This is a genomic window from Tenacibaculum soleae, from assembly GCF_030549005.1.
GTDB lineage: Bacteria > Bacteroidota > Bacteroidia > Flavobacteriales > Flavobacteriaceae > Polaribacter > Polaribacter soleae.
Map to the genome: position 1 here is coordinate 58,114 of NZ_JAUOSW010000006.1, position 25,723 is coordinate 83,836.

A 25,723-nucleotide genomic window follows, 5' to 3' on the forward strand; every position below is an offset into this window, starting at 1 on the left:
TAATAAATTTTTAAAAGGTATTTTTTTTAATACTATCTATTATTTTTGAAGTACTAACTGACTGTATTTTCCAATAATTTTCAGCATATTATCTTCTGTTGATATGCTGAAATTACCATTTACTTCTTTTTTAGAATCGTTAATAGAAAATTTTATTGCTGGTTTATGAGGATGATTTCTAGATTTATCCTCTATAACATGCGCTAATTTTTTATTGATGTTAGCTATATTTATCAATGCTTCGGATGAATTTAAATCAACTTTAAAAGTATGATAATTTGGATGAATTTTATTGATTTTTAAACCTCCAAATTCACTATTTACTTCAACATTTTTATAAACGTTAACAAGAACAACCTCTGATGAAGTTGAACTTATTTTAGTATTAGCAACCGATGCTATATGAGCATCGGTTACATTATTTAAAAATAAATCAGTAGTATTTAGTGAATTTATTATTACTGGCGAGTATGATATATTTAATTCACCTCCGCTTAAAACATCGGCATTAAAAGTACCATAACTAACTTTACCTGAAGCTTTTGTTTTCGGTAACTTTACTTTACAATGACGTGTATTTAAGTCGAAAGTTGCATTTTCAGGCACTTTTATCGTAACCTTTTTAGTAACTTTTACTTTCTTACCATTTATTATTAAATTGTTTCCATTGTTTGAAAAAGAGCGGCTATAACTTACTTCACTTAATTGTTTACGTGCATTTATTAAAGCTTCTCTTTTTAATTCAAGAGCCATACGCTGCATTTCTCTTTTTTTAATTAACTGTTGCTTTTTAGCGTTTTCCTGTTTCTTTAACACTTCTCTTTTTAACTTTATTAATTCAATCTTTTTTTCTCTTTCAAGTTGTTTAAATTTTTCTTTAAGTGCTTTTATATTTTTTTCTTGTGCTTTTTTAAACTTTTTATATTTTTTTGTTTTCTTAAAGGCTTCCCATTCTTTTTTTGATTTTATAGTAATATCATTTACACCATCTTTCCATTGAAAAAAGTAATTTTTTCCATCTTTCGCATATTTATCAAAATCAAATTTCATATGATCTAAATCAGATACTATATCTTCAAAATTAATTTCTGGTATTACTATCTCTGGCATTTCTGGTAATTCAGGCATTTCTGGTAATTCAGGCATTTCTGGCATTACAATAACATTCGCTCCATTAGTGTTGTAATGATAAACGTTAGCACTATTGTCTTTCGATGAATTAAAGAATATAATATCATCTGTATTTAAAGAGTGAAAACTATTGCTTCTAGCATTGATTTTTACTTTACTTTTATTACCTAAAGCTTCAAACTTCCACTTATTTAAATATTTTTGAGCTTCAGATTTACCTAATCCTTCTATTTCTATAACTGCCTCTACAAAAACCTCATTTTTATTCCACGTAGTTACATCAATAGTTGCATTTGTTGCATTGATATTTACAGCAACATCATTGTTGGTTTTAAAGTTTTCGCTAAATTTCTTATCGTACTTCTGGGCAAACACAACACTAGTTGCGAGTAATAAAAAAACACTTATTTTAAATTGTTTGAATGTCATTTTTAATTGGATTTTTAAGTTCATGTAATTGTTTTTGCATACGTTTTAACAGCTGTAAACGCAATTGCAGGTTTCCAATCAATGCATTGATGGTGTTGTCGTTAACTCCTTTTGTATTGAGCTCTTCGGTTAACGATTTATATTCGTTGGTTAGTTCGCCTATTTTAGCAAAATAACCATCGATAAATTCTTTAGTATCATCAGTTAATTCTAACTGACTTAATTCGTAATTAATAGTATTAATATAATACGACTCTAATGTTTTTAATTCAGGTGAAACATTTCCTAAGCTAATCGTATTTTTATATTCATTTGGCACTATGTTTACAGGCGTATTTATATTTTCTGTTGGATAAAATTTAATCGTAACACTTAATAACAATACAATAGAAGCCGCAATATATAACCACTTATATGATTTTTCGCCAACAGGTTTCTCATGCAATTCTTTCATTAATTTTTCTTGAAAACGTTGCCTATGATTTGTTGATATTTCAACGTTTTTTTGAATCTTATTTTTTAATAATTCTCTAATATCTTTAGGCATAGTTTACGTTTTTTAATTGTTCTTGCAGTTTCTTTTTACCTCTTAACAAATGTGTTCTTGAGGTTACCTCTGAAATCCCTAAAATTTCAGCAATTTCTCCATGATCATATCCTTCTAACAAAAACAAGGTTACCACTACCCTATATTTATCTTTTAATTGTTGAATACTGTTTACAATTTCTGCGTATGAAATTGTTGGTTCTACATGCCAATCTCTCTCTTCTATTATTGTATTTGTTTCTTCTTTTATTGAAACTAATTCTAGTTTCTTCTTTTTCAAAAAATCAATACTTTGGTTAATTACAATTCGTTTTAACCAAGACCCAAAGGCTACCTCTTCTTTATAATTTTTTATATTTTTAAAGGCTTTAATAAATGCTTCTTGCATTACATCTTCGGCAATAAACGTATCTTTTACATAACGAACTGCAACCGTAAGCATCGCTTCACAATACAAATCATACAATTGCATTTGCGCCTTTGCGTCATTATTTTTACAACCGTTTATTATAGGTTGATGTAACTGTTTGGTTAATTTCATTATTGATTTCTTATACTAAAGACGATACTTTTTAAACTTCGTTGCAGTTTGCTTACTTTTTATTTTTAAATTTACTTAATATTTAGTTTTTACTTTATAATGATTGATAAAAAAAAATCTGCACTTACCGAAAAAGACGGTGTTTTCCAACCTGAAACCACCAGTATCTCATCTGCAGAAAAAATAAAACTTAGTCGTAGAAAAAAAATTACTACAACCAAGTATATTACAAATATATTAGCAGGTAATATTCCTTTTTTAAGTAAAGCTATTACTTTAGTTGAAAGCACCAATTTAAAACATCAACAACAAGCCAATAAAATTTTAGAAGCTTGCTTACCATATGCAAACAATTCAGTACGAATTGGTATTACTGGTGTTCCTGGTGTTGGAAAAAGTACTTTTATTGAAACTTTAGGAAAACACTTAACCGCACTAGGTAAAAAAGTGGCTGTTTTGGCTGTTGACCCGAGTAGCTCTGTTAATAAAGGAAGTATTTTAGGTGATAAAACTCGGATGGAAGAATTGGTTACCGATAAAAATGCGTTTATCAGACCTTCTCCTTCAGGAACTTCATTAGGAGGTGTTGCTCAAAAAACTAGAGAATCGATTATTTTATGTGAAGCTGCTGGTTTTGACACCATTATTATTGAAACCGTAGGTGTTGGACAATCAGAAACCGCCGTACATTCTATGACCGATTTTTTTTTACTTTTAAAACTTGCTGGGGCTGGTGATGAATTACAAGGTATAAAACGCGGAATTATAGAAATGGCCGATGCTATTGTTATAAATAAAGCCGATAGTGGTAATGAGAAAAATGCAAAAATTGCTAAAGTAGAGTTTAATAGAGCTTTACATTTATATCCACCAAAAGATAGTGGTTGGCAACCCAAAGTTTTATTGGCAAGCGCCCTTAAAAACCAAGGTATAGATGAAGTTTATACAATGATTGATCAATATATAAACACGGCTAAAAGTAGCTTATATTTTCAACAAAAAAGAAACGATCAAAACAAGTACTGGCTGTTAGAAACGATTAATCAGCAATTAAAAGATAATTTTTACAACAATAATAACATCAAAGACTTATTACAGCAGGAATTAAAAAAATTAGAAAACGGAAAAACGACTCCGTTTACCGCTGCTAATAGGTTATTAAATAAATAACTATGGAAACCCATAATGGGTATTTGGTTAAAATGCTACATGTAATAATAAAAAATTTTAAACTCCTTTACATTTATGGAAAACAATACTTTAACTTGGGATGATTTTACAAAAGTAGAAATGCGAGTAGGAACCATACTTACTGCAGAAATATTTAAAGAAGTAAAAAATCCTGCTTATAAAATGCAAATAGATTTTGGTGAATTTGGTATTAAAAAAACCTCAGCACAAATTACTAAATTATATACTCCTGATGAGTTAATAGGTAATCAAATAATTGCAGTAATAAACTTCCCTAAAAAACAAATAGCCAACATAATGAGTGAATGTTTAGTGTTAGGTGCTGTTGGAGACAATAAAGAGGTAACGCTTATATCACCAGAAAGAAATATTAAAAACGGCACAAGAATTGGGTAAATTTATTTTATTCTTATAAACACAAAACTTTCTTAATTAATAAATAATTATTGTATAATGGAAAAATAGGTGTTGAAATAATGAAAATGACTTTAAAATCTAGGATATTGTTTATTCTAGGTATAACAATTATTTACACTTTAATTCTTTGGTTTTTTGATTATGTTTGGAATGAAAATAATTCAATTACATCGTTTATTATTCAAGGTTTATTTTTTGGCGTTATTTTTGGAATTGGGTATCCTTATTCTAATAAAAAATTAGCTGACACATTTTACACAAAAATCTCTAAAAATTTAAATCCTAAATTAGACAAAAATGAACAAATCGAAGTTCACGGATCAGGGAATTTATTTAAAGGAGTTGAAGCTATTGGAGGAAAAATATTCTTAACCAATAAAAGAGTAATCTTCAAATCACATAAAATTAATATTCAAAAAATAAGCATTGATATTAATTACTTCAATATTAAACAAATTAATAAAACAAAAACTGTTAAATTTATCGACAACGGAATAAAAATAACTACCAAAAATCATAAAGAATATAACTTTGTTTTTAATGAAAGAGACTTATGGTTTAGTAAAATAAATGAAGGATTAAATTAAAACAATTTAATCCTTTTTCTTTTTTGGTATATTTGTTTGCAATCAAAAACAATACCATGAAGAAAATCTTCTTAACCATTGTAGCTGCTGCTACACTACTAACTTCTTGTAAACAAGAAAAAAAGGAAGTAATTACAGTTCCTGTAAAAGAAAATACAGCTTTTAATCAATTATTAAAAGATTATAATGAAGGTAAACTACAACTAAATCCGATAAATGCCACTTTTGCTGGTGATAATCGTTTTAACGATCAATTTCCTAACATCTTATCTGAAAATTATCTAACAAAAAACAACGATTTTTACAAAAACTACAAATTAAAACTAGCTGATTTTAAAGAGAATGATTTAACTGAAAGTCAACAAATGAGTAAAGCTGTTTTAGATTGGGATTGTGATATGGCTTTAGCACAAAATAGCTTTAAAAACGATGCTTTAATGCCTATCAACCAAATGTGGACTATCAATTTAACCGTAGGTCAATTAGCTAGTGGTAGTAGTGCACAACCCTTTAAAACTGTAAATGATTACGAAAATTGGCTAAAAAGATTAGATGGTTTTCATGTTTGGATGCAATCTGCCATTACAAACATGAAACAAGGTATTAAAGAAGGTTATGTTTTACCAACTTCTTTAATAAAAAAAATTGTTCCTCAATTTAAAGGTTTGGCTGAAACAAAAATTACGGAACATTTATTTTATTCGCCAATCAAAAAAATTCCAACAGATTTTTCAAAAGAAGATAAAAAGAAATTAGCTGAAAACTATTCTAGTTTATTAAATGAAAAATTAATTCCTTCATTTAAATCAATATACAATTTCTTAAAAACAGATTACTTAGCCGCTGGTAGAGAAACAAGTGGAATTTCTGCTATTCCTAATGGAAAAGAATACTATCAACACGCTATAAAAAACTACACAACAACTACTATGACTGCTGATGAAATACACAACTTAGGTTTAAGTGAAGTTGCACGTATTTTAGCCGAAATGGAAAAAGTAAAAACACAGGTTGGTTTTAAGGGAGAATTAAAAGATTTCTTCAATTTTGTTAGAGAAAATAAAGAGTTAATGCCTTATTCTGAACCGCAACAAATTATCAATAACTTTAATGCGATTCATGATAAAATGAAACCGCAATTAGAAAAATTATTTGGTAACAAACCAAAAACACCTTTTGTAGTAAAACAAACTGAAAAATTTAGGGAAGCTTCGGCTAGTGCAGAATACAACCCAGGTTCATTAGATGGTACACGTCCGGGGGTTTTTTATACCCCAATACCAGATGCTACAAAATACAATGTATTTTCTGATGAAGCGTTGTTTTTACACGAAGCAATTCCTGGGCATCATTATCAAATTTCTTTAACACAAGAAAATCAAGATTTACCAGATTTTAGAAAAACGTTATGGTATAGTGCTTATGGCGAAGGTTGGGCATTGTATACCGAAAACTTAGGAAAAGAATTAGGTTTATATACCGATCCTTATCAATATTTCGGAATGTTAGGTATGGAAATGCACCGTGCAATTCGTTTGGTTGTTGATACTGGAATGCACGCAAAAGGTTGGAGCCGTGAAAAAGCAATTCAATATTCTTTAGATAATGAAGCAGAAAGTGAAACTAGTATTATTTCTGAAATTGAACGTTATATGGCAAACCCAGGGCAGGCATTATCTTATAAAATTGGACAATTAAAAATACGTGAATTACGTGCTAAAGCGAAAAAGGAATTAGGTGAAAAATTTGATATTAGAGAATTTCATAATCAAGTTTTAGAAACAGGTTGTATTCCCTTAGCTTTACTAGAAGCTAAAATTGATAAATGGATTACTGCTAACAAGTAATTATGTGATACTGTAACAAGTTTAGTTTAAAAAAAATCCACTTTGTAAATTACAAAGTGGATTTTTTATGATTTATAAATGTTTTGTAAAGTGGTTTTTAAGCATAATTATTTGACCAAAAATCATCAAGGTAAAAAAGAAACAAGCAAATAACATGATGTTAGAAATGGTAATTCCTTCAAACAAATTTGGCATTTGAATATGATATGAAAAATCTAACTGTAATGTTGGCATTTTCATCCAACTTAAAGATGTACCTCTTGAAACAAATAAAATACTTGTCACTAAAATAACTCCAAGAAAAAACCATCCTTTTCTTGATATTAAAGGTGTTGCTTTATAAATGTTAACAGTTTCTTTTTCTAAAACGGTCATTAAATTAGCTGTAAAATCTAAAGAGGGACTTTCTTCTTTTACTTCTTTAATGTACTTTTTCGTAAAAGCATCTAACTTTTCTATGTCTTTATTTTCTCCCATAATGATTAATTAATTCGGGTTCAACATTTTGTTTTATAACACTTAACAATCTTTTTCTGGCTCTGTGTAATTTTACTTTTACATTGGCTTCAGAAAAATTAGTTATTGCTATAATTTCTTTTAAACTTAGTTCATCAAAATAAAACATCCATAAAATAGTCCGTTCATCTTCTGGTAAACGTAATATACAGTTATTAATTATTTCGGCACGTTCTTTTCGTTCAATACCTTCTAAAATATTTTCAGTAGATTTTATTTTATTAAATGTAATTTCATCAATCGTATCAGTACTATACTTTTCTTTATGCTTTTTTAAGCTATCTAAGGCTGTTCTATACCCTATTTTGTACAACCAAGTAGAAAATTTTGATTCACCTTTAAACTTACTTAAATTTTTAAACGCTTTTATAAAAGTATCTTGAGAAATTTCTTCAGCCTCTTCTCTACTCTTTACCATTTTTAAAGCCAAAGTAAAAATCATCGTTTTATACTTATCAACTAAAAAAGCAAAAGCATTAGTATCTCCTTGTAAGGTTAAATCGATATATGTTTGGTCAGTTTTTATAGTCATTTTATACTTTGACTGCCTATTAATTTAAAAGGTTACAAAATTTCATGAAAAATATTTTTTTATTTTTCTGTAACCTTTTCTATAATCTAACGGTCATACTTGCAAACACAATAAAAATAATCATTTAAATTTTAAAATATGGAAGTAGCAATTGTATTTATGTTTTTATTCGCAGTAATTTTCGGAATCTTTTATTTATTCTATTCAACTAGAAACAAAGAGCGTTTAGCATTGATAGAAAAAGGTGTAGATGCTAAAATATTTATGCAAGGAGAGCGAAAAAAATCAACTTTAACAGGTAGAGTAATTGTTTTAAACCTAGCGCTATTGTTAATGGGAATTGGCTTAGGAATCTTTTTAGGGTTATTAATTGATACGTATAGCTCTATTGATGAAGAAGCGGTATATCCAGCAATGATTTTTTTAATGGCTGGTTTAGGTTTATTTACTGGCTTTAACCTAACTAAAAGATTAGATAAAGAATAGTTTTTTACAATAAATTATAATTTAAAAAGAGAATGAAGTTTTATTTCATTCTCTTTTTTGTTTTATAAATTAGCGATAATTTTTATTTTAAATAAGATAGTAATTGTGAAAGAAAAAGCGGAATTTTATTTTAAGAATGACATTGAATGGCGTAATTGGTTGTCTAAAAACTATAATACATCCGAAGGGATATATCTTATTTTTTATAAAGTTGAAAACATAGAGAGATCTATGCGTTGGGAAGAAGCTGTAAAAGTAGCTTTGTGTTACGGTTGGATAGATGCTACTGTAAAAAGCTTAGGCAACGGTAAACGAAAGCAATATTTTTGTAAGCGAAAACAAAAAAGTATTTGGAGTCCCGTAAATAAAAAACATATTAAAAATTTAATTGCTACTAATTTAATGCATAACAGCGGACTAGAAGCTATAAACATTGCTAAACAAAATGGTTCGTGGAACACTTTAGATGCGATTGATAAACTAATAATTCCGATAGAGCTACAAATGGAATTTGATAAAAATAAAATTGCTTTTACAAACTTTAAAAACTTTGCTCCTAGTTATAAAAAGAATTATTTATATTGGCTACTACAAGCCAAAAGAGAAACAACTCGAACAAAACGTATTGATGAAATTATTAAACTTTGTACTAACAATATAAAATCTAGAAGTAATTAATCATAAAATTATGCCTTGATTAATTTTACTATCTTACAAAAAAAATAAAATGCAATTAGAAGATCTTGTTATAAAATTCACACAAAAAGATGTAAAAGCTTTTGAAAAATTATACGAAATGTATAATAAAAGTGTAAACGGAATTGTATTTAATATTATTAGAGATAAAGATATTTCAGAAGAAGTTACTCAAGATGTTTTTATAAAAGCTTGGAATAATGCTACATCATACTCTGCTAAAAAAGGTAGGTTTTTTACTTGGATTATTAATATTGCTAGAAATGCTGCGATAGATAAAACCCGATCAAAAAGTTTTAAGAACAGTGCTAAAAACCTAAACTCTGAAATTTTCGTAGATATATTAGAGAATCATGATAGTTTAGATTCTAAAACGAATGCTATTGGAATTAAAAACTTTGTAAATAAGTTAAAAGATACCTGTATAAAAGTAATAGAATTACTTTATTTTAAAGGTTTTACGCAAAAAGAAGTTTCTGAAAGTTTAAATATACCTTTAGGTACTGTTAAAACAAGAAACAGAAACTGTATTAATGAGTTAAGAATTATGCTTAAATAATGGAAGCAAAAAAACACATAGAATCTGGAATACTAGAATTGTACGTTGCTGGGGCACTTTCTGAAAAAGAAAACGAGCAAATACATGCCTTAACTATAAAGTACCCTGAAATTTTAGAAGAAATAAAAGATATTGAAAAATCAATATCTTCTCTTACTGGTTATGTTTCTCGTTCAGGAAACAAAAACTCTTTTAAAAATATTTTAATTAAAATATTACAAGAAAAAGAAAACTCAAGTACAGTTATTCCTTTAAATAGTCGAAAAAATAACTGGGCAACTTATACTGGTTGGGCTGCTGCATTAATTATTGGTAGTACGTTAGTTTTATCGATAAATAAAAATAATAACCTACAAGCTGAAATAGATACAATTAATCAAGCTAAAGACCAGTTTAAATTTCAATTAGAAAAATCGAATACTTTTTTAGCTCAAAATGAGAATTTATTAAAAGTAATAAGAGCTAAAAATGTTGTGACTGTGCCTTTACAAGGACAAAAAGTACTTCCTGAGGCATACGCTAAAGTTTTTTGGAATATAGAATCGAAAAAAATATATTTAGATGTACAAGGATTACCTGATCCTCCTGAAGGAAAAGTATATCAAGTATGGTCGTTAAAACTTGATCCGTTATCACCTACCAGTTTAGGAACTATCGATAATTTTATAACTAATAAAAATAAAATATTTACTATTGATAATCCTAACGAATCTCAAGCATTCGGTATTACTTTAGAGCCTGCTGGAGGTAGTATATCTCCTAATTTAGAGCAGTTATATACTTTGGGTGCTGTTTAAAATTATATTTATCTTACAAGCCTTCCTATTTTAAGATCTTAGGTTATAAAATCTTTTTTATATTTATTAATAAAGCTATTGATATTTATAGTCTTAATTATATATCTGTTTTTATAAAAAATTAAATCACTTATATAAATAAACATAGCCGCATAAAGCGACTATGTTTTACTATCATTAATCCTTCTAAAAAAATGATAGCACTTAATAGTTATCCCCCCGAACAACTACTTTTTTATTAAAATGAATATCTTATTGTTGCTTTTACACTAAATGGTGTACCAGGTGTAAAATGAATTTCTTCTACGGCGTTAGGTTCATTTTGTAATCTAGATTCCGTTGCAAATTGTGTTTCATTCCAAGCTACATCAAATAAATTTTCGACTGCCAAACCTAAAGTTATATCATTAATTTTATAACTAATATTTGCATCGGTAACAAAATAACCTTCTGCTACTATTGAGTTATCTTCATTTGCAGGTCTATCTCCTATGTATCTATAATCAATTCCTCCTGAAAAATTTTTATAATTATTTATAGATAAACCACCTGTCATTGTAAAACTTGGAGCTAACGGTATGTTATTAGCATTTGATGGCTCGGCTACAATTTTAGCATCGGTAATGGTAGCATCGGTATTAAAATATAACCAATCTGTTAATTGATATCTAAAACCAATATCTAATCCAAAACGCTCTGATTCTCCTGATGGCTCTACAATACCAGCATCACCAACATAAACCAATTCATCTTCAGATAATAAATACCATAAGGCAGTATTAATTGCTATTTTTGAAGTAGGTTTCCAAATATTACCAAAATCTATACCATAAGCCTTTGGTAATGTTTTTCTGTTAGGTTGTGTAGCAACAACTCTTGCATCATTTGAATGAAACCCAATACCTGATTTTAAAAACCATTGAGTTTTTGTATTTGGTGTGTATGTTATATTTACTTTAGGATTTACAATTACTTTTGATTTTGAAAATGTTTTATATTCATTCAATAAATAATCGTTGTAGCTAAAGTTTAAATAATCTAATCGTAAAGCCGGAGCAATTGTAAATTTACCTAATTCAAACTCACTGTTAAAAAAAGTGTAAAAATTTGTTTGATGTACTTTTCCTAGTTGAATTTCATTTAAAACTTCTTTTCTTTGTAATGTATGTGATAATTCTAAATTATCTACAATATCTGTTCTTAAACCGGTACCAAAAGTTAATGTTGTTGGTATTTTATTTATGTTTAATTTCTTTTTAAATTGTGTGTTAAACCCTAAAATATCTCTATTTTCGGTTTGTTTTATTTGATCTCCATTTATAGGATCGTCTAAGAAAAAAGTAAAATTAGAAAACAAATTAAAATTATAATTCGAATAAAAAATATTAGAAGCTATTTTTACATCATTCTTTAAAACTTTTGAATGTTCAATATTTATATTTGTTCTTGATGTAGTTCCTCCTTCTGTATCATCTATACTACCAAAACGAGTAATATTTCCGTTAGCAACTTCCCTTACAGGGATTTGTCCTGATGCATCCCATTTACTTGTAAAATGAGCTGCTGATAAAGACAAACTACTATTATCTTTTAAAAAGGTTTTATATTTTGAAAAGATATTTATTCTGCTAAAGTTTTGAGGAGATTCTACAAAACCATCTGTTGCCAAATACTCAATAGCTATATAAGCATTGTCTGTACTGTTTTTATCTAAAAGATTAAACATACCTAATGTTCTAAAAGTATTAAATTGCCCAATACCAATTTCAATTTGACTTTGCTCTAAATGTGATTTTGTTTTAAAATCTACATATCCGGCTGTATTAAAATCACCTTTACTTGCATAATAAGGCCCTTTACCAAAGTTTATTTTTTCAATAGTTTCTGGTATTAAAAAGTGCAAGTCACTATATCCTTGTCCGTGAGCATGAGATACCATATTTACAGGCATTCCGTCAACTGACAATGCTAAATCAGTACCATGATCAATGTCAAAACCTCTTAAAAAAATTTGTTCTGCTTTTCCACCACCAGCATGTTGTCCTATAAATAAACCTGGTACTTTTTGTAAAATTTGTTGTGATGAGTTTACTGGTTTTTTATCTAAATCTATTCTAACAAAAGTTTGTAAAGCATCTTGTTTGTTTGATAAAACCATTTCATCTAACATAAAACGTTTGGTTGATAAAATTAATATATATGGCTTTGCTAAGTTGTTTTTAGTTAATTGAATTACTTGTTTTTTGTAACCTAAAATTCTAAATTCTACAAAATCGCCTTCATTTGCTTTTTCAATAACAAATTTTCCGTTTACCTCTGTATGACTATGAGTATTACTTGTCATGTTATACACATAAACATTTTCTAAAGGTTTATTATTGGTGTTAAATACTGTTCCTGTAAACTTTTGTGAAAATAATTGCAAATAACTAATAAGCACAAAAAGTATTGTTAATTTAGTTTTCAAAATAATAGTTTTTAATTAAATATTTAAAATTTTCTTTGTCATCAAAGGTCCTAATTCAAAAGAACTTTTCAGCAATTCTTTTCTTATTTTTTTTGCTTTTGATATTTTTCCGTTAGCTTTATAAATTTCTGCCATATGGTACTGTATTTCAGGTTCAAAAGTTTTATTTGCAATATATGTATCTACTATTTTTAACGATTTTTTAATTTTTTTTTTCTTAAAATAATACCATGCTAATAAATCGTAAGATTGTGGGGTAGGTCTGTTAACTATTTCTTCATTAATTAACGGTAATGCTTTGGCTGTATTATTGTATTCATCTAAATAAACTTTAGCTAAATTTTGATGATACATCACACCATATTGATTATTTTTTATAGTTGATAAATAAGAATTTATATTATTTTTTTTTGATATAGAATCGTTTTGATACTCAGCAATTTCAGCTTTTAACAAATAATAATCTGGTGAAAAATGACGGGTGCTAATCATATCTAAAATACGCTGTGCTTCTGTTGGTTTTTGATCATTAGAATAAACAATCCAAGCAATTCCTTTTTTGGCATATGCGTTATTTTCATCTAAAGCTAACGCTTTTAAGTATAAATTGTATGATTCTTTAACTTGACCATCATGACCGTAAAAATCCGCTAAGTTGGTGTAGCTCCAAATTTTAAGCTGTTTGTCGTTTGCTTCTTCAGCTTTTTTCATAGCCTTCTCCATAAAACGAATGGCTGAACTTAAATTTCCTTTATGATCATACCATTTAGAAACCCTAATTAGATAATCAAAATCGGCATAATCCTCTATCTTGGCTAAAAATTCAAATGCTTTTTGGGTATTTCCTAATTCTAAATATATATCGAAAAGCATTTTTTGACTACCTCTTAAATTTTCTCCAATAACAGTGGCTTTTTTTACTAATGCTAAAGCTTCTTTAAATCGATGTTGAGAAATATAATTTCGTGCTAATGCCCTTAAGTTTCCGCTATTATTATAATTCGTTTTTTTATTAACTTCTATTAACTTTTTCTCAGCTTCTAATAAATAAGTAATAGTACCTTTTGATGAAAAAAGTAACATGTTAGCATCTGCTATTTTTGATAAATATGGATATTGATTGGGGTTTTTAATTATTTTATTTTCCCAGAAAACAAGCTCTCTTTCTGCTAATATTTCAGTTATATTTATTGGATTTTTTAGGTATTTATTATAATCTATTTTTTTTGTTACCTCAATATTTGTAGCAGTACTGCAACTATAAAATAGATTAAAAATAACTATAATTAGTAGTGTTTTTATTGTTTTCATAATAAGAAGGATTAGTTTTTAAAATTGGCTACAATGATACAAAGTAGCCAATTCTTATTTTTTTATAATTTTACCAAGGGCTTGCTAAATAAGGAAAAGATGTTAAAAATTCTTTATCATTAGCACTTACATTATCATCAGATAGTGTTGGGTTTTCAGTAAAATCTTCACCTCCAAAAATCAACAATAACTCTACCGTTATAACATCATCAGCTAAAGCTCTTCCTGTTAAAACATTTTCTCCATCATAAAAAGTTGTTTTATCATCTAAAGATACCGTTAACACATCGGTAGCTAATACTCCTGCAAAACTTGCGGCATCTAGCCCCAATGCATTTTTATCCCCTTCATTTGTATAAGCTGGACTTAAAGCTTTTAAATTTGTTTCAAACATCGCTGCATAAGCTGCATTTTGTTCTGATGGTATTGTAGTATTAAACATATCTTTTTTATCACTATTAACAAATACAGTATTAATAGCTGGTCGTCCCATTTGATCTTTTTGTGTATAAGTACCTGAAAAATTCATAGGTGTTAAATAATCCATATTATCATTATCATCACTACAACTTATTAATGTTAAAAAAGATAATATTAAAAGTGATACTATTTTTATTGGTTTAAGTTTCATAGTGCTGTTTTTTGTAATAAAATTTGATACTATTAACAATACGTTCGTTTTTATATTTTTAAGTTTCATGCTTCAAGATTTTAAAATTTGATTGATAATTATTGCTTTGTTTTTGTTTCTACCCAAGTATTAATAGTTCCTGATCCTCCAATCATAGACTTTGGTACTTCTACAACAACAGACAATACATTGGTTCCTTTAAAAGTATCTGTACCTGGATTATCAAATCCACTCGCCATACCTCCAATTATTTCACCATACTTAGCAAAATCCATAAAAAAAGGATCATCTCTTGGACCTGCAAAAAATTTCATTCCGTTTTTATTTCCTATAACAGGATTTACTTTATAGGGAGATATAGCTACTCCGTATTCAGATCCATCTTGAGGCAATAAACTTTTTACACCCGTCATTGATGGTTTATACGGACCAAAAAAATACATTTTCCCATCTCTTGGAATGGCCTGAATTACCAAGTCTTCTATTTTATCATCATTATTATCAATATTAAATTCTATTAATACATTTTCATCAAATTTTGCCTCACTCGTTGCTGAAGGACTTAATAACCCCTGAACATTTGCTACAAAAACAAGGTTGTTTGTATCTTCTGCTTGAAAAGCATAAAAGTCTGTAATATCGCTCGTACCACCTTGTACATTTGGCGCATCAATATGATCTGCTGCATAAAGCATTAATCCGATTAAAGCAAAAACACCTGCTCCGATAATTAATTTAATTTTTTTCATGATTGTAAATTTTTATTAGTTAATTATTCATTCAACCTTATTTACGAGAAAACTTCTATTTCGGTTTTTATTTTATATCATTTTTTTAAAAAATATTTTAAAACACTAAAAAACAAGTACTTATTTATGTTTTTTTTCTTACCTAAACAATATCCTAACCTTATATTTGTATGTACTACCATTTTAATTAAATGGTAAAAAACAATTAAGTAATTAAGAATACTTTTAATTGTTTTACTTTTATATCATATGATTGGATAAAAGTTAAAAGACTTATTTTAAATACTCTGATTACTGAAAAAAAATAAGGTAAAACGAATGAAGGAAATGTTTACTCAAGTTACAGCCCTGAAAAAAACATAAATATCAAGTTGTAATTCCAAATGCCAAAAATCATTCTATTGCCTTTCACTTTTTATATAAAAAATATTAAAAATGACTAAAATACTTATAACTGGAGGAACTGGATTAATTGGAAAAAGACTTCAAAAAAAGTTAATAGAAAAAAAATATGAAGTTGTTATTTTATCAAGAAATCCAAAAAAAAAGAATGAATTTCTTTGGAATATTTCAAACGAATTTATTGATGATAATGCTTTTGCAAACATTACACATATCATCCATTTAGCTGGAGCAGGAATTGCTGATAAGCGATGGACAGATGAACAAAAAAAAATATTAATTGATAGTCGTGTACAGTCCGCTAATCTACTTTTAAAAAAAACAAAAGAGTTAAAAATTCAACTCAAAGGTTTTATTTCAGCTTCAGGAATTGGTTATTATGGAGCAATTACTTCTGATAAAATTTTTACTGAAGATGATCTTCCTGAAAATGATTTTATTTCTAAAGTTTGTGTACAGTGGGAAAAAGCTGCACATCAATTTAAAAAACTAAATATTCCTGTTACTATTATACGTACCGGTATTGTTTTATCAGAAATAGGTGGTGCGTTGCCAAAAATAAATACACCTTTGTTTTTAGCTAATATAGGAAGCGGAAAACAATACATGCCATGGATTCATATTGATGATTTATGCAACATATATTTAAAAGCAATTAAAACCAATAACTTTACAGGTACATACAATGCTGTAGCTCCCGAGCATCAAACAAATAAAAATTTCACAAAAATACTATCAAAAGTTATTCATAAACCTGTTCTTCCATTTAACGTGCCTTCATTTATACTAAAAATTATTTTAGGTGAAATGAATGTCCTTTTATTAAAAGGAAGTCCTATTTCCTATAAAAAAACAGAAAAACATTATTCATTTATATTTTCTGATTTAAAATCAGCTTTAAAAGATATTTATAAAAGTGGAAAATAAACTTAAAAATCCTGTTTGGTTTTCTTTAAATGAAACACATAAAGATTTCGCTATTAAATATGATGGAGTACAATTTTACAATCCAAAAGTATGTCCGTTTGGCGCTTTTATTGATTCTTCAAAAACAGCAAATGCTTTAAATAAATACGCTAAACTTACTGATAATTTTTTCTTAGTAACAGAAAAAGAAACACCAAATCATGACCCTAATTTTGTTACATTAAATCGAAAAATTGAAGGCTGCCAAATGGTGTTAGAAAACTTAATTGAAATTGATATAACCGAAAAAATCATTCCACTTACTACTAAACATATCAATGAAATATATGACTTAGTTTGGTTGGTTATGCCAGGCTATTTTAAGATGAAAACTTTTGAAATGGGTAAATATTTTGGTGTTTTTAAAAATAATAAATTAGTATCCATTACTGGTCAACGCATGCAAACTAATAATTTTATTGAGGTAAGTGCTGTTGTTACACACCCCGATTATAGAGGTAATGGTTTTGCTAAACAATTAACAACTCATGTTACTAAAAATATAATAGCAAATAAAAAACATCCTATTTTACATACTACTAAAGGAAACCCAGCAATAAAAATTTATGAAAATCTAGGTTATAAATTAACACGTGAAATGAATTGGTGGCACTACTCTAAATAATTTTTATAATAAATACTAACTAAGCTGGTTTTCTATGTATTTTTTTGCTGTTTTATAAATAACATCCACTTCTTTTTTATCATAGCCACTAAATTTACCTAAAGGAAAACATACTGTTGCAAAGGTTTCAAAAAATTTATATTCTTCAGAAGATAGCATCAATAATTTTGAAGCATGCGCTAAGACCTTTAATGTTGTATCTAATTCTTCTGTTTTTTTTTCTGATGGAAAAACAACATAACTTCCTACCGTTGGATATTGTGAATTATTAAAAGGTGTTGTTGGAAAATTATCTATTACTCCTCCATCAGAATACAACATATCATTAATTTTTACAGGATTAAATAAACCTGGCAAGGCACATGATGCTAGTACAGGTTTTAATAATTCGCCTTTAAAAAAATATTCCGTCACTCCTTTATTTAAATTTGTTGTTGAAATGATTAACGGAATTGTTAATTCTTCAAAAGTTGTTTTTATTTTATCTTCAATTAACTTTGCGTAACTAGAGGAATTAAAAATTCCAGGTTTTGCTATAGTTATCCATGAGTATTGAAATATTTCAGTAGTTCTAAAAAAAGATAAAATCTCTTTTGGCTTTAAACCAGAAGCATACATAGTTGCTACTAATGAGCCAGAACTGCATGCAGATATTGCATTAATTTTTATATTAAGTTCTTCTAATTTTTCTAACAGAGCAATATGAGCAACACCTTTTTCTGCACCACCACTTAACACTAGGTTTATAGGTGTATTAGGTTGTAACTTTTTTAATTTATAAATTGAGCATTTATACTTTTCTTTTACCATAAACTATCTATTATAAAATTATCTTATTGTAATTTAATTATTTTTTCTTGCTTATTTTTTAAAAATTCACTCGGGTTAATACCATATTTACGTTTAAATATCTTCGAAAAATAACTTCTACTAGAAAATCCTATTGAATAAACTATTTGAGAAATATTATAATCTGTTGTATTCATCAAATCTCTTGCTTCTTCTAAACGTACATGCCTTATATATTCAATAACTGTTCTAGAAAACAATAACTTAAATCCTTCTTGAAGTTTAACTTGTGTAATACCTATGTTATTAGCTAAATCCTCAACATTATAATCTTCTGCTACATTTTTAAGTATTCTTTGACCTACTTTACGTACTAAACTTATTTCTTTTTTAGTTAAAGATGTACTTGGTTTTTTATTTCTTTTAATATCTTTATTATGCTGTAGCATGTGTTCTGATAATATCTGATACACAATACCTTCTTTTATTAATATACGAATCATACCTTTTTGTTTAATTCCGTTATATTGTTTTATAAGGTTTGCTAATTTCAAATTGTATGTTCCAAAGTAAGCGAAAACATTTTCATGTTGGTCATCATGAAAAACTTCATATAATCTCTGGTTTAATACTGAAGCATCATTTAAACGTTTTTTAATAAATAAAACTCTATTTATTTGAATAAGATGCATGTTTATTTTTACATTCTTTTCAAAATATCTATAATTATAGCCTCCATCTTTACTCGTAATAATTACAGATTGATATTGCTCTAATTTTCGTTTTTTATTTTCTAATTCAAACTTATGAAAAGTATGACCTTCAGTTGTATATGTAAAGTGTATTGGGTTAAATTCAGAAGCATCTATAGCTACTCTAATATCATCTAAAAAGGTAATATCGTATTGTAAAACATTGCCTCCCCACTCAAAGGTTAAAAAGGTAATTTTACCTTTAGCTAAATTACTATCAACTTCTAAAACATACTCACCCCATCTTTCAGTAATCTCTCCTCCTATTACTTTTTGTATTTGCTCAACTGCTCCTATAACATCTGTAGCGGTAATATTTATAACTGTCATTATTTTTTTTGATAAAGTTAATCTTAATCTATTATAATTTTCATAAATGTTTAAAACTACAGACCTTTAATATCTTTAAAGTTATATGTTTATGTTATTTAATTTTTAGTTTTTAACAAGATATTTAAATACTCTTTTCATAAATAATTTTTAGCTAAATGCTTTCAAAACAAATTTTTTATCTTTTTGAACATTTTTTATAAATTTCCTCATAAACAGGCAGTATTTGTTCTAATGAAAATAATTTAATGTGTTCTTTTGCCTTCTTTTTAAATCTTTCTAAAACAATTTCGTTTTTTAAAATTTTAATGGCATTTTTAGCCATGTCATCAATAGCTCCTAAATTACTCAAATATCCTGTTTTACCATGAACATTTACCTCAGGCAACCCTCCACAATTAGTTGAAATTACTGGTGTACTTGCTGCCATCGCTTCTAAAGCTGCTAACCCAAAACTTTCTGTTTCTGAAGGTAATAAAAATACATCTGTATAACATAGTATTTTGGCAACTTCATTACTATTCCCTAAAAACAATACTTTCTCTTCAATTTGTAATTTTTTTGCTAAATTCTCAGCTTTTAAACGTTCAGGCCCATCACCCACCATTAGTAATTTAGAGGGAATTTTTTTTTGAACTTCATTAAAAATCTTAATTACATCTTCTGTTCTTTTAACTGGACGAAAATTACTAACATGTGTTAAAATTTTTTCTTCAGGTTTTGCTAAAGCTATTCTTTTACATTCGTCTTGATTTGCTTTATCGTATTTTTTACCATCAATAAAATTATAAACCACTTTAATATCTTTATCAATATTAAATAAACGCAAAGTGTCTTCCTTTAAACTATTAGATACCGCCGTTACTTCATCTGACTTATTGATACTAAATTCTACCGCAGTTTTATATGTTGGATGACTTCCTACTAAAGTAATATCTGTACCATGTAAGGTCGTTACAACTTTTATTTCTATACCTTTATCTTCTAACATTTTTTTCGCCATATAAGCTGCATAAGCATGCGGAATAGCATAGTGCACATGCAAAACCTCTAATTGGTGCTTCTCTACAACTTCAACCATTTTACTAGATAATGCTAACTCATAAGGTTGGTATTGAAATAATGGATATTCTTCTAAAACGACTTCATGAAAATGCAATCGATGTGAAAAAAAATCTAACCTAACAGGCTGGTTATAAGTAACAAAATGCACTTCATGACCTTTATCAGCTAATGCCATCCCTAACTCTGTTGCTACTACTCCACTTCCTCCAAATGTTGGATAACACACAATTCCTATTCTCATATTTTATTAAAAGATTGAATGGTTTAATTATTGATTTACTTAACTGTAAAGATAAAATTATTCTTACAGTTAAATTCTAAATAAAACTATAAAAAAAGAGTTTTTCAATTGTGAAAAACTCTTTTTTTAAATTATTAATAGCATGTGCTTTAATAGTCTCCTAATGTTTCAGGATTTTGTGCTAATGATGATGCTAATTGCTCATCATTAGGTGCTTTACCATGCCATGCGTGAGTATGCATCATAAAATCTATACCATTACCCATCTCTGTATATAATAATACACAAACTGGTTTTCCTTTACCTGTACGATATTTTGCATCTGCCATTCCCTTTAAAATAGCTGCTACGTTATTTCCTTCTCTTATTTCAAGTACATCCCATCCAAAAGCTTCAAATTTTGCTTTTAAACTTCCCATTGCTAAAACTTGGTCGGTGGTACCGTCAATTTGTTTTTCGTTTACATCAATAGTTGAAATTAAATTATCAACTTTTTTTCCTGCAGCATACATTGCTGCTTCCCAAATTTGACCTTCTTGTAACTCTCCATCACCATGTAATGTGTATACAATTTTATTATCGTCATTTAATTTCTTTGCTTCAGCAGCACCAATTGCAACGCTCATTCCTTGTCCTAAAGACCCTGAAGCAACACGAATACCAGGCAAGTTTTCATGAGTTGTTGGATGTCCTTGTAAACGAGTGTCTAACTTTCTAAATGTAGCTAATTCAGCTACTGGAAAGAAACCACTACGTGCCAAAACACTATAATAAACTGGTGATATATGTCCGTTTGATAAAAAGAATAAATCTTCATTATTCCCATCCATTTTAAAATCAGTAGAATAATCCATGATTTCTTGGTATAAGCATGTTAAAAACTCAGCACATCCTAAAGAACCTCCCGGGTGTCCTGAATTTACTGCATGAACCATTCTAACGATATCTCTACGAACTTGTTGTGTAAACTCTTGGTGTTGTTGTATTGTTGGCATTGTTGTTTTGTTTTGTCATTAGCAAAAGTAACTGTTTATAAAACAATTGCCAATTACTTTTTTTAAGTTTTTTTCTTTTTCTTTTTTGCAGCAGGAAAGAGCACATTATTTAAAATTAATCGATATCCTGGTGATGTTGGATGCAAATCTAATTCTGTTTTCGGATCTCCTACTCTATGCTGATAATCTTCTGGATCATGGCCACCATAAAAAGTAAACATTCCTTTCCCTTTGGTACCATGAATATAACGCCCTTCACCATTCGTTTTATTTTCACCTAAAACCATTACAGTCGATTTTATTGTACTTCGATCAAAAGAAGTAGTTTGTCCCATAAAAGCTTTTACCAATTGTGTATGGTTTTGCGTTAACATTGTTGGTACTTGATCCCATTTTGCTGAAAACTCTCTTAACGTAAAATAATCAACTTCTTTTTTTATTTTACGCTTACGTGTCATATCTATTGATGAAAACTCGTACGTAGTTGGATTGCGAATCAGCTCAAAGTTTTTAAATGCAAAAGTTTTATTAAAATCTATTTTTGATTGATAATTAGGCTCCGAAGCATCTCCGTCAAACATTCCTTCAGCAATATCAACACCGTCAGCAGCTAAAGCAATATCAAAACTATCAGTTGCTGAGCACATTGCAAACATAAATCCGCCACCAACTACATAATCTCTAATTTTTTTAGCTACGGCTCTTTTTTCTTCTGATACCTTAGTATATCCTAATTTTTTAGCCAGTGTTTCTGCATCTTTTTTTTGTTGAATATACCAAGGTGCCGTTTTAAAAGCGCCATAAAAACGACCATATTGTCCCGTAAAATCTTCGTGATGTAAATGCAACCATTCGTATAACAATAGTTTATCTTCTAAAACTTCTTCATCATAAATTACATCAAACGGAATTTCAGCATAGGTTAACACCATAGTTACTGCATCATCCCAAGGCATTTTTCCTTTAGGAGAATATACAGCTATTTTTGGTGCTTTTTCTAAAGTTACCGCTTCTTGATTTTTAGAGGGTGATGAAATTTCTTCTAAAATTAAAGCTGATTTAGCGTCTGAAATTACTTGGTATGAAACTCCACGAATTTTACACTCTTTTTCTACCGATTGATTGTTTTCTATTAAAAAAGCACCACCATCATAGTTTAACAACCATTTTGCTTTTAAGCCGTTTTGTAAGGCATAATAAACAATTCCGTATGCCTTTAAATGATTTTTTTGATTATTATGATTCATCGGCACGTATATAAAAGACGCCCAAAGTGAGTTTGTAACAAACAATAATATAAATGAGTATAATGTTTTTTTCATATCAAAAACTAAAATACACAATTACTAAGTAGTAATTGTGTATTTATTATATTTTATGAATTGTTTAAGTTTTAAAACGGAACATCATCATCACTAGGACCAAAAGCATCTTCAGGCGAAGCAAAGTTATTAGAAGCCATTTCGTTGTTAAAACCTGATTCGACACCAGTATTCATACTTGATTGAAACTCACTACTAAACCCTTCTTCTAAATCTGAGAATTTTGCTAAATGCCCTGTAAATTTTAAACGAATATTATCCAATCCACCGTTACGATGTTTTGCTACAATAAACTCTCCTTGTCCTTCACATGGTGAGTGATCATCATCGTCCCACTCTGTCATTCCGTAATACTCTGGTCTAAAAATAAACGATACAATATCGGCATCTTGCTCAATTGCACCCGATTCACGTAAATCTGATAATAACGGTCGTTTTGATCCTCCACGAGTTTCTACGGCACGCGATAATTGCGATAATGCAATTACTGGCACACTTAGTTCCTTTGCTAAAGCTTTTAAGTTACGTGAAATGGTAGATATTTCTTGTTCACGATTTCCGCCAGATCCTCCAGCAGTCATTAATTGTAAATAATCAATTATTAAAATACGAACATTATGTTGTGACACTAAACGTCGTGCTTTTGCACGTAAATCAAAAATTGAAAGCGCTGGCGTATCATCAATAAAAATTGGTGCATCTGATAGTTTTTTAACCTTAACATTTAATTGTTCCCACTCATGTGGTTCTAAATTACCTTTACGTAGTTTTTCTGATGTTAAACCTGTTTCAGAAGATATCATACGTGTAATTAACTGTACTGATGACATCTCTAGTGAAAAAACTGCAACAGCGTGGTTAAAGTCAATGGCCATATTTTTAGCCATTGAAATTACAAATGCTGTTTTACCCATACCAGGACGCGCTGCAATAATAATTAAATCAGACGGTTGCCACCCCGATGTTAAAGCGTCTAATTTGGTAAATCCGGTTGCCAAACCACTCATTCCTTCTTGGCTAGAAATTTCTTGTATTTTATTAATAGATTGTTGTACTAGCGAATCGGCTCTTTCGGCTCCCTTTTTAAGATTTCCTTGTGTTACTTCAAATAACTTTCCTTCGGCATCATCTAATAAATCAAAAACATCAACTGTTTCGTTGTATGCATTTTCAATAATTTCAGAAGAAATGGTAATTAACTTACGCTGAATATATTTTTCTAATATAATTCGAGAATGGAATTCAATATGCGCTGATGATGCTACTTTTTGAGTTAAACCAATTAAATAAAAATCACCTCCTGCTAAATCTAACGTTCCATTTTTCTTTAATTGATTTGATACTGAAAGTAAATCAATTGGCTCTGAGTTTTGAAACAACGCGTAAATTGCAGCGTATATTTCTTGATGCCTTTTGTCATAAAAAGCTTCTGGATTAAGGATATCGATTATCTCATCAATTCCTTTCTTATCAATCATCATGGCTCCTAAAACAGCCTCTTCTAATTCTAGTGCTTGTGGTGGTATTTTACCTTTTTCAAGGCTAACAATTTTAGCCCTTTCTGTTTTTGTTCCTCTGAGAGATTGCGTTCGTTCCATAACTGCAAATGTAATTTTTTAAGCTGATACTTATAGGCGCTATCTTTAACTTTCTTTATACACAAATTTTGTAAACAAAATTGTTATTAACTTGTTGATAACCTTATAACTTTCTTATTTTTGAATTTTATGAAGCAATATCAAAAAAAAATATTTTTAGCTTTAACCTTACCTATTCAGGTATTTTTTGTGCACCTTTTAAGTCAAAAAACTGCGTGGATAGAAAAATACTATAGTAATGGTGTATATCCTTATATATCTAAATTTTTTCGTTTTACTTTAGGTTGGATTCCTTTTTCTTTTGGAGATATTATAGGATTAATTTTAATTTTATTATTGATAAAGGGCATTTATCAACTAATTAAAAATCGATTTAAAAATAGCATTTCACTACTTTTAAATTTTACAATAGCTTTATCTATTATCTATTTTTGTTTTTACACTTTTTGGGGATTCAATTATTTTCGTGAACCATTGGCTAAAAATTTAAACTTACAGCAAGCAACTTACAGTACTGAACAATTGGTTAAAACAACAAAAAAAATTGTTCTTGAATTAAATAAAGTGCATTTGCAAATTGTTGCAAACGATTCTATAAAAGTCAAAGTTCCATATTCGCAAAAAGAAATTTATCAGTTAGCTACCAATGGTTATCAAAACTTAGCTTTTATTTATCCGCAGTTAACCTATCAAAATACATCTATAAAAAGTTCTTTAGTTAGTTTATTTCAATCTTATAACGGAACCGCTGGTTATATAAATCCAATTACTGGTGAAGCGCAAGTAAATTACATGATTCCTAAAACAGGATATCCAACTACTACATGTCATGAAATGGCGCATCAAATAGGTTGGGCTGCAGAAAATGATGCTAACTTTGTAGGTTTTTTAGCCTCTATTGCAAATGATGATTTATATTTTAAATATTCAGGCTACAGAATGGCGTATAATTACTGTATTGGCCAAGTATACAAACATGATAAAGCGATTGCATCTGAAATAAAAAACTTAGTAAACAAAGGCATTTATAAAGATTACAGAGATAGTTATTTACATTGGAAACAATTTGACAACCCTTTAGAGCCTTATTTAAAAAAAGGTTATAACTCTTATTTAAAAGCAAACAATCAATCAAAAGGAATAAAATCTTACAGTTATGTGGTAGATTTGTTAATTGCCTATTTTGATAAAAATCAATAAAAAC

Annotated in this window: 26 protein-coding genes; 11 read left to right on the forward strand and 15 right to left on the reverse strand. The window is 28.5% G+C overall.

All coding sequences use genetic code 11. The annotated features are described in order from the left end of the window. Window positions 1-39 precede the first annotated feature (39 nt). From Q4586_RS10065 to Q4586_RS10075, 3 genes are read right to left on the reverse strand one after another with little or no spacing between them, the layout of a single operon-like run. A complete protein-coding gene (locus Q4586_RS10065; RefSeq protein ID WP_303528780.1) occupies window positions 40-1,560 on the reverse strand; it encodes a hypothetical protein in 1,521 nt (506 codons plus the stop codon). Next, window positions 1,541-2,107 (reverse strand): hypothetical protein, encoded by a 567-nt coding sequence (locus tag Q4586_RS10070; RefSeq protein ID WP_068705102.1) that lies wholly within the window; start codon window positions 2,105-2,107, stop codon window positions 1,541-1,543. Before Q4586_RS10070 ends, Q4586_RS10065 begins: the two co-directional genes overlap by 20 nt. Beyond that, window positions 2,100-2,648: an RNA polymerase sigma factor gene (locus Q4586_RS10075; protein ID WP_068705100.1), complete on the reverse strand. Its 549-nt coding sequence runs from the start codon at window positions 2,646-2,648 to the stop codon at window positions 2,100-2,102. Before Q4586_RS10075 ends, Q4586_RS10070 begins: the two co-directional genes overlap by 8 nt. Window positions 2,649-2,747: 99 nt before the next feature. Here Q4586_RS10075 and meaB point away from each other — a divergent pair, with 99 nt between their 5' ends. The 4 genes from meaB to Q4586_RS10095 all read left to right on the forward strand — a co-directional run bounded on the left by meaB (window position 2,748) and on the right by Q4586_RS10095 (window position 6,690). Next, a complete protein-coding gene (meaB, locus tag Q4586_RS10080; protein ID WP_176714986.1) occupies window positions 2,748-3,818 on the forward strand; it encodes a methylmalonyl Co-A mutase-associated GTPase MeaB in 1,071 nt (356 codons plus the stop codon). Window positions 3,819-3,893: 75 nt separating this feature from the next. Further along, window positions 3,894-4,235 carry a tRNA-binding protein gene (locus Q4586_RS10085; protein WP_303528785.1) on the forward strand — a complete coding sequence of 114 codons (342 nt, stop codon included), beginning with the start codon at window positions 3,894-3,896 and terminating at the stop codon, window positions 4,233-4,235. A gap of 50 nt (window positions 4,236-4,285) precedes the next feature. Continuing rightward, the gene (locus tag Q4586_RS10090) at window positions 4,286-4,843 is read left to right on the forward strand and encodes a GRAM domain-containing protein (RefSeq protein ID WP_303528786.1); all 558 of its coding nucleotides are present in this window, start codon (window positions 4,286-4,288) and stop codon (window positions 4,841-4,843) included. Between the two features lie 56 nt (window positions 4,844-4,899). Further along, a complete protein-coding gene (locus Q4586_RS10095) occupies window positions 4,900-6,690 on the forward strand; it encodes a DUF885 domain-containing protein (RefSeq protein ID WP_303528787.1) in 1,791 nt (596 codons plus the stop codon). 72 nt (window positions 6,691-6,762) lie between these two features. Here the strand turns inward: Q4586_RS10095 and Q4586_RS10100 are convergent, their stop codons facing one another. Both Q4586_RS10100 and Q4586_RS10105 read right to left on the reverse strand, forming a co-directional pair. After that, entirely contained in the window at window positions 6,763-7,167 is a 405-nt protein-coding gene (locus tag Q4586_RS10100; protein ID WP_303528788.1) for a hypothetical protein, read from the reverse strand. Then, a complete protein-coding gene (locus tag Q4586_RS10105; protein WP_068705090.1) occupies window positions 7,154-7,738 on the reverse strand; it encodes an RNA polymerase sigma factor in 585 nt (194 codons plus the stop codon). The genes Q4586_RS10100 and Q4586_RS10105 overlap by 14 nt, the downstream gene beginning before the upstream one ends. Before the next feature lie 138 nt (window positions 7,739-7,876). On the opposite strand from Q4586_RS10105, the gene Q4586_RS10110 reads away from it, so the two are divergent. From Q4586_RS10110 to Q4586_RS10125, 4 genes are all read left to right on the forward strand, one after another. Further along, a complete protein-coding gene (locus Q4586_RS10110; protein WP_068705088.1) occupies window positions 7,877-8,224 on the forward strand; it encodes a DUF6249 domain-containing protein in 348 nt (115 codons plus the stop codon). Between the two features lie 105 nt (window positions 8,225-8,329). Then, window positions 8,330-8,902 (forward strand): YdeI/OmpD-associated family protein, encoded by a 573-nt coding sequence (locus Q4586_RS10115; protein WP_303528789.1) that lies wholly within the window; start codon window positions 8,330-8,332, stop codon window positions 8,900-8,902. Between the two features lie 49 nt (window positions 8,903-8,951). Further along, window positions 8,952-9,479 (forward strand): RNA polymerase sigma factor, encoded by a 528-nt coding sequence (locus Q4586_RS10120; RefSeq protein WP_068705085.1) that lies wholly within the window; start codon window positions 8,952-8,954, stop codon window positions 9,477-9,479. Next, on the forward strand, window positions 9,479-10,276 hold the full coding sequence (locus Q4586_RS10125; RefSeq protein WP_303528790.1) for an anti-sigma factor: 798 nt from the start codon (window positions 9,479-9,481) through the stop codon (window positions 10,274-10,276). Before Q4586_RS10120 ends, Q4586_RS10125 begins: the two co-directional genes overlap by 1 nt. A gap of 238 nt (window positions 10,277-10,514) precedes the next feature. Here the strand turns inward: Q4586_RS10125 and Q4586_RS10130 are convergent, their stop codons facing one another. From Q4586_RS10130 to Q4586_RS10145, 4 genes are all read right to left on the reverse strand, one after another. Beyond that, window positions 10,515-12,743 (reverse strand): TonB-dependent receptor, encoded by a 2,229-nt coding sequence (locus Q4586_RS10130; RefSeq protein ID WP_303528792.1) that lies wholly within the window; start codon window positions 12,741-12,743, stop codon window positions 10,515-10,517. A 15-nt stretch (window positions 12,744-12,758) separates the two neighbouring features. Further along, the gene (locus Q4586_RS10135; RefSeq protein WP_303528793.1) at window positions 12,759-14,054 is read right to left on the reverse strand and encodes a tetratricopeptide repeat protein; all 1,296 of its coding nucleotides are present in this window, start codon (window positions 14,052-14,054) and stop codon (window positions 12,759-12,761) included. A 70-nt stretch (window positions 14,055-14,124) separates the two neighbouring features. Next, window positions 14,125-14,685, reverse strand: a complete 561-nt coding sequence (locus Q4586_RS10140; protein ID WP_367997993.1) for a DUF4331 family protein — start codon at window positions 14,683-14,685, stop codon at window positions 14,125-14,127. A gap of 98 nt (window positions 14,686-14,783) precedes the next feature. Continuing rightward, the gene (locus Q4586_RS10145; RefSeq protein WP_068705076.1) at window positions 14,784-15,434 is read right to left on the reverse strand and encodes a DUF4331 family protein; all 651 of its coding nucleotides are present in this window, start codon (window positions 15,432-15,434) and stop codon (window positions 14,784-14,786) included. A 435-nt stretch (window positions 15,435-15,869) separates the two neighbouring features. Between Q4586_RS10145 and Q4586_RS10150 the strand changes: the two genes are divergently transcribed. Together Q4586_RS10150 and Q4586_RS10155 are read left to right on the forward strand one after the other, a co-directional pair. Then, on the forward strand, window positions 15,870-16,763 hold the full coding sequence (locus Q4586_RS10150) for a TIGR01777 family oxidoreductase (protein WP_303528796.1): 894 nt from the start codon (window positions 15,870-15,872) through the stop codon (window positions 16,761-16,763). Beyond that, on the forward strand, window positions 16,753-17,427 hold the full coding sequence (locus Q4586_RS10155; RefSeq protein ID WP_303528798.1) for a GNAT family N-acetyltransferase: 675 nt from the start codon (window positions 16,753-16,755) through the stop codon (window positions 17,425-17,427). The genes Q4586_RS10150 and Q4586_RS10155 overlap by 11 nt, the downstream gene beginning before the upstream one ends. Before the next feature lie 15 nt (window positions 17,428-17,442). Here the strand turns inward: Q4586_RS10155 and Q4586_RS10160 are convergent, their stop codons facing one another. The 6 genes from Q4586_RS10160 to dnaB form a co-directional block, all read right to left on the reverse strand. Beyond that, window positions 17,443-18,237, reverse strand: coding sequence for a patatin-like phospholipase family protein (locus Q4586_RS10160; RefSeq protein WP_303528800.1), 795 nt, complete (start codon window positions 18,235-18,237; stop codon window positions 17,443-17,445). 23 nt (window positions 18,238-18,260) lie between these two features. Next, window positions 18,261-19,298: a helix-turn-helix domain-containing protein gene (locus tag Q4586_RS10165; RefSeq protein WP_068705068.1), complete on the reverse strand. Its 1,038-nt coding sequence runs from the start codon at window positions 19,296-19,298 to the stop codon at window positions 18,261-18,263. A 178-nt stretch (window positions 19,299-19,476) separates the two neighbouring features. Next, window positions 19,477-20,604 (reverse strand): N-acetyl-alpha-D-glucosaminyl L-malate synthase BshA, encoded by a 1,128-nt coding sequence (gene bshA / locus Q4586_RS10170; protein ID WP_068705066.1) that lies wholly within the window; start codon window positions 20,602-20,604, stop codon window positions 19,477-19,479. A gap of 149 nt (window positions 20,605-20,753) precedes the next feature. Further along, window positions 20,754-21,599: a transketolase gene (locus tag Q4586_RS10175; RefSeq protein WP_068705064.1), complete on the reverse strand. Its 846-nt coding sequence runs from the start codon at window positions 21,597-21,599 to the stop codon at window positions 20,754-20,756. Window positions 21,600-21,661: 62 nt separating this feature from the next. Then, a complete protein-coding gene (locus Q4586_RS10180; protein WP_438273387.1) occupies window positions 21,662-22,846 on the reverse strand; it encodes an asparagine synthetase B in 1,185 nt (394 codons plus the stop codon). A gap of 146 nt (window positions 22,847-22,992) precedes the next feature. After that, complete coding sequence (gene dnaB / locus Q4586_RS10185) at window positions 22,993-24,519, reverse strand: replicative DNA helicase (RefSeq protein ID WP_271404864.1); 1,527 nt, start codon at window positions 24,517-24,519, stop codon at window positions 22,993-22,995. A gap of 129 nt (window positions 24,520-24,648) precedes the next feature. On the opposite strand from dnaB, the gene Q4586_RS10190 reads away from it, so the two are divergent. Further along, entirely contained in the window at window positions 24,649-25,719 is a 1,071-nt protein-coding gene (locus Q4586_RS10190; protein ID WP_303528806.1) for a DUF3810 domain-containing protein, read from the forward strand. Window positions 25,720-25,723: the final 4 nt, after the last annotated feature.

Excerpts from the sequence above, each read along its gene's own strand:
- Q4586_RS10160 (WP_303528800.1), bottom strand. The coding sequence starts at position 18,237 with ATGGTAAAAGAAAAGTATAAATGCTCAATTTATAAATTAAAAAAGTTA.
- Q4586_RS10085 (WP_303528785.1), top strand. The coding sequence starts at position 3,894 with ATGGAAAACAATACTTTAACTTGGGATGATTTTACAAAAGTAGAAATG.
- Q4586_RS10165 (WP_068705068.1), bottom strand. The coding sequence starts at position 19,298 with ATGACAGTTATAAATATTACCGCTACAGATGTTATAGGAGCAGTTGAG.
- Q4586_RS10100 (WP_303528788.1), bottom strand. The coding sequence starts at position 7,167 with ATGGGAGAAAATAAAGACATAGAAAAGTTAGATGCTTTTACGAAAAAG.
- Q4586_RS10180 (WP_438273387.1), bottom strand. The coding sequence starts at position 22,846 with ATGAATCATAATAATCAAAAAAATCATTTAAAGGCATACGGAATTGTT.
- Q4586_RS10145 (WP_068705076.1), bottom strand. The coding sequence starts at position 15,434 with ATGAAAAAAATTAAATTAATTATCGGAGCAGGTGTTTTTGCTTTAATC.
- Q4586_RS10190 (WP_303528806.1), top strand. The coding sequence starts at position 24,649 with ATGAAGCAATATCAAAAAAAAATATTTTTAGCTTTAACCTTACCTATT.
- dnaB (WP_271404864.1), bottom strand. The coding sequence starts at position 24,519 with ATGGAACGAACGCAATCTCTCAGAGGAACAAAAACAGAAAGGGCTAAA.
- Q4586_RS10070 (WP_068705102.1), bottom strand. The coding sequence starts at position 2,107 with ATGCCTAAAGATATTAGAGAATTATTAAAAAATAAGATTCAAAAAAAC.
- Q4586_RS10095 (WP_303528787.1), top strand. The coding sequence starts at position 4,900 with ATGAAGAAAATCTTCTTAACCATTGTAGCTGCTGCTACACTACTAACT.
- Q4586_RS10135 (WP_303528793.1), bottom strand. The coding sequence starts at position 14,054 with ATGAAAACAATAAAAACACTACTAATTATAGTTATTTTTAATCTATTT.
- Q4586_RS10110 (WP_068705088.1), top strand. The coding sequence starts at position 7,877 with ATGGAAGTAGCAATTGTATTTATGTTTTTATTCGCAGTAATTTTCGGA.
- Q4586_RS10075 (WP_068705100.1), bottom strand. The coding sequence starts at position 2,648 with ATGAAATTAACCAAACAGTTACATCAACCTATAATAAACGGTTGTAAA.
- Q4586_RS10150 (WP_303528796.1), top strand. The coding sequence starts at position 15,870 with ATGACTAAAATACTTATAACTGGAGGAACTGGATTAATTGGAAAAAGA.
- Q4586_RS10175 (WP_068705064.1), bottom strand. The coding sequence starts at position 21,599 with ATGCCAACAATACAACAACACCAAGAGTTTACACAACAAGTTCGTAGA.
- Q4586_RS10105 (WP_068705090.1), bottom strand. The coding sequence starts at position 7,738 with ATGACTATAAAAACTGACCAAACATATATCGATTTAACCTTACAAGGA.
- Q4586_RS10120 (WP_068705085.1), top strand. The coding sequence starts at position 8,952 with ATGCAATTAGAAGATCTTGTTATAAAATTCACACAAAAAGATGTAAAA.
- Q4586_RS10125 (WP_303528790.1), top strand. The coding sequence starts at position 9,479 with ATGGAAGCAAAAAAACACATAGAATCTGGAATACTAGAATTGTACGTT.
- Q4586_RS10065 (WP_303528780.1), bottom strand. The coding sequence starts at position 1,560 with ATGACATTCAAACAATTTAAAATAAGTGTTTTTTTATTACTCGCAACT.
- Q4586_RS10140 (WP_367997993.1), bottom strand. The coding sequence starts at position 14,685 with ATGAAACTTAAACCAATAAAAATAGTATCACTTTTAATATTATCTTTT.
- bshA (WP_068705066.1), bottom strand. The coding sequence starts at position 20,604 with ATGAGAATAGGAATTGTGTGTTATCCAACATTTGGAGGAAGTGGAGTA.
- meaB (WP_176714986.1), top strand. The coding sequence starts at position 2,748 with ATGATTGATAAAAAAAAATCTGCACTTACCGAAAAAGACGGTGTTTTC.